Here is a 4,093-nt window from a genome sequence, read left to right as displayed (position 1 = left end):
AGTGATCACGTGTCCGGTGACGACGCTGGCGCCGCAGGCCTCAACGACGTGCACCAGCACGTACGTGACCACCCAGGCCGACATCGACGCCGGGTTGATCGTGAACACGGCGGTCGCCTCGGGCACCCCGCCCGCGGGTCCCGCGGTGACGTCTTCGCCGTCGACGGCGACGGTGACGGCCACACCGGATCCCGGCCTGGCGTTGCTGAAGACGGCTGATCTGTCCACGGTGACGGCGGCGGGGCAGACGATCACCTATTCCTACCTGGTCACCAACACCGGTAACCAGACGTTGACCGGTGTTGGTGTGGTGGACGGGATGTTCTCCGGTTTGGGAACGCGCGCAGCGATCACCTGCCCGGTGACGACGCTGGCGCCGCAGGCCATGGTGGCGTGCACGAACACGTACGTGGTGACGCAGGCGGACATGGACGCGGGTTCGGTGGTGAACACGGCGACGGCCTCGGGCACTCCGCCGACGGGTCCCGCGGTGACGTCGGCTCCGTCGACGGCGACGGTGACCGCCACGTCGCGTCCGGAGTTGTCGCTGTTGAAGACCGCTTTCCCGTCGACGGTGGTGAGCGCGGGTCAGACGATCACCTATTCCTACCGGGTCGTCAACACCGGAAACACGACGTTGACCGGGCTGGGAGTGGCGGACACGGCGTTCTCGGGTTCGGGAACACCCGCGGTGGTCACCTGTCCGGTGACGACGCTCCTACCGCAGGCTACGACGACGTGTACGGGTACGTATGTGGTGACGCAGGCGGATGTCGACGCGGGTTCGGTGGTGAACACCGCGACGGCCTCGGGCACCCCGCCCACGGGCCCCGCGGTGACCTCCGATCCGTCGACCGCGACGGTCACCGCAAACCCGGTCGCCGGTCTGACGTTGCTGAAGACGGCGTCGCCGAGCACGGTGGCGGCGGCGGGTAGGACGGTCACCTATTCGTACATGGTCGTCAATACCGGTAATGCGACGTTGGCGGGTGTGGGGGTGGTGGATACGGCCTTCTCCGGTTCGGGGACGCCTCCGGTGATCACGTGTCCGGTGACGACGTTGGCGCCGCAGGCTTCGACAACCTGCACCAGCACCTACGTGACGACGCAGGCGGATGTCGACGCCGGATCGATCGTGAACACCGCGACGGCCTCGGGCACCCCGCCCACGGGCCCCGCGGTGACCTCCGATCCGTCGACCGCGACGGTCACCGCCACGCCCGATCCCGGTCTGGCGTTGTTGAAGACGGCGTCGCCGAGCACGGTGGCGGCGGCGGGTAGGACGGTCACCTATTCGTACATGGTCGTTAATACCGGTAATGCGACGTTGACGGGTGTGGGCGTGGTGGACACGGCGTTCTCGGGTTCGGGGACGCCTCCGGTGATCACCTGCCCGGTGACGACGCTGGCGCCGCAGGCTATGACGACGTGCACCAGCACGTACGTGACCACCCAGGCCGACATCGACGCCGGTTCGATCGTGAACACAGCGGTCGCCTCGGGCACTCCACCGACGGGTCCACCGGTCGCGTCCGCTCCCGCGACGGCGACGGTGACGGCCGCACTGGTTCCCGGCCTGGCGTTGCTGAAGGCGGCGGTTCCGTCCACGGTGACGGCGGCGGGTCAGACGATCACTTACTCGTACGCGATCGTCAACACCGGCAACGCGACGTTGACCGGGGTGGGAGCGGCGGACACGGCGTTCTCGGGGACGGGAACGCCCGGGGTGGTCACGTGTCCGGTGACGACGTTGGCGCCGCAGGCTTCGACGACCTGTACCAGCACCTACGTGACGACGCAGGCGGATGTCGATGCCGGTTCGGTGGTGAACACGGCAATCGCCTCGGGCACTCCGCCGACGGGTCCCGCGGTGACCTCCGATCCGTCGACCGCGACGGTCACCGCCACCTCGCGTCCGGAGCTGTCGCTGTTGAAGACCGCCTTCCCATCGGCGGTGATGGCGGCGGGGCAGACGATCACTTATTCGTACCTGGTCGTCAACACCGGTAACGCGACGTTGACGGGTGTGGGGGCTGTGGACACGGCGTTCTCCGGTTCGGGGACACCCCCGGTGATCACGTGTCCGGTGACGACGCTGGCGCCGCAGGCCTCGACGACCTGCACGGGCACGTACGTGACCACCCAGGCCGACATCGACGCCGGTTCGATCGTGAACACGGCGGTCGCCTCCGGCACCCCGCCGACGGGCCCCGCGGTCACGTCGGCTCCGTCGACCGCGACGGTCACCGGAGATCCGATCGCCGATCTGACCTTGCTGAAGACGGCGTCGCCGTCCGCCGTGACGGCGGCGGGCCGTACGGTGACCTACTCCTACCTGATCGTCAACAACGGCAACGCGACCCTGACCGGGGTGGGGGCTGTGGACACGTCGTTCTCGGGTACGGGGACGCCCGGGGTGATCACGTGTCCGGTGACGACGTTGGCGCCGCAGGCCTCGACGACGTGCACCAGGACCTACGTGTCCACGCAGGCGGATGTCGACGCGGGTTCGGTGGTGAACACGGCGGTCGCTTCCGGCACTCCGCCCGCGGGTCCCGCGGTCACCTCCGATCCGTCGACCGCGACGGTCAGCATCACCTCGGCGCCCAGCCTGTCGTTGCTGAAGACGGCGTCGCCGAGCACGGTGACGGCGGCCGGCCGTACGGTCATCTACTCCTACTTGGTCACCAACACCGGTAATGCGACGTTGACCGGGGTGGGGGCGACGGACACGTCGTTCTCGGGCACGGGAACACCCGGAGTGATCACGTGTCCGGTGACGACGCTGGCGCCGCAGGCCTCGACAACCTGTACCAGCACCTACGTGGCCACGCAGGCGGATGTCGACGCGGGGTCGATCGTGAACACCGCGGTCGCCTCCGGCACTCCGCCGATAGGTCCACCGGTCACGTCTTCGCCGTCGACCGCGACGATTACCGTCACCTCGGATCCCAGCCTGTCGTTGCTGAAGACGGCGTCGCCGAGCACGGTGACGGCCGCGGGGCAGACGATCACCTACTCCTACTTGGTCGTCAACACCGGCAACGCGACGTTGACCGGTGTGGTCGTGGTGGACACGGCGTTCTCGGGTACGGGGACGCCGTCGGCGGTGACGTGTCCGGTGACGACGTTGGCGCCGCAGACCTCGACGACGTGTACGGGTACGTATGTGACGACGCAGGCGGATGTCGATGCGGGTTCGGTGGTGAACACCGCTGTCGCCTCGGGCACTCCGCCGACGGGTCCCGCGGTGACCTCCGATCCGTCGACCGCGACGGTGACCGCCACCTCGGCGCCCAGCCTGTCGGTGCTGAAGACGGCGTCGCCGAGCACGGTGACGGCGGCGGGGCAGACGGTGAGTTACTCGTACATGATCGTCAACACCGGTAATGCGACGTTGACGGGTGTGGGGGCGGTGGATACGGCGTTCTCGGGTTCGGGAACGCCCGGGGTGGTGACGTGTCCGGTGGCGACGTTGGCGCCGCAGGCCTCGACGACGTGTACGGGTACGTATGTGACGACGCAGGCGGATGTCGACGCCGGATCGATCGCGAACACCGCGACGGCCTCGGGCACCCCGCCCACGGGCCCCGCGGTGACCTCCGATCCGTCGACCGCGACGGTCACCGCCACGCCGGTCGCCGACCTGACGTTGCTGAAGACGGCGGTTCCGTCCGCCGTGTCGGCGGCGGGCCGGACGATCACCTACTCCTATTTGATCGTCAACACCGGTAACGCGACGTTGACCGGGGTGGGGGCGGCGGACACGTCGTTCTCGGGCTCGGGAACGCCAGGGGTGGTCACCTGCCCGGTGACGACGTTGGCACCGCAGGCCTCGACAACCTGTACCAGCACGTACGTGGTGACGCAGGCGGACGTCGACGCGGGTTCGGTGGTGAACACGGCGGTCGCTTCCGGCACTCCGCCCGCGGGTCCCGCGGTGACCTCTGATCCGTCGACCGCGACGGTCAGCATCACCTCATCGCCCAGCCTGTCGGTGCTGAAGACGGCGTCGCCGAGCACGGTGACGGCGGCCGGCCGTACGGTCATCTACTCCTATTTGATCGTCAACACCGGTAATGCGACGTTGACG

1 protein-coding gene and 1 pseudogene are annotated in these 4,093 nt (G+C 68.5%); both read left to right on the top strand.

The genetic code is table 11. The features are described from left to right. Position 1: 1 nt before the first annotated feature. A pseudogene (locus CHC08_RS53160) lies at positions 2-94 on the top strand (DUF7507 domain-containing protein); the annotation flags it as partial. 78 nt (positions 95-172) lie between these two features. Then, positions 173-4,093: beta strand repeat-containing protein (locus CHC08_RS47570; RefSeq protein ID WP_420823623.1), on the top strand; the 3,921-nt coding region annotated here is incomplete at its 3' end.

The organism is Streptosporangium subroseum (genome assembly GCF_900188345.1).
Taxonomy (GTDB): Bacteria; Actinomycetota; Actinomycetes; order Streptosporangiales; family Streptosporangiaceae; genus Streptosporangium; species Streptosporangium subroseum.
The sequence above is the reverse complement of the archived record's forward strand: the minus strand, read 5'-3'. Positions and strand labels throughout refer to the sequence as shown.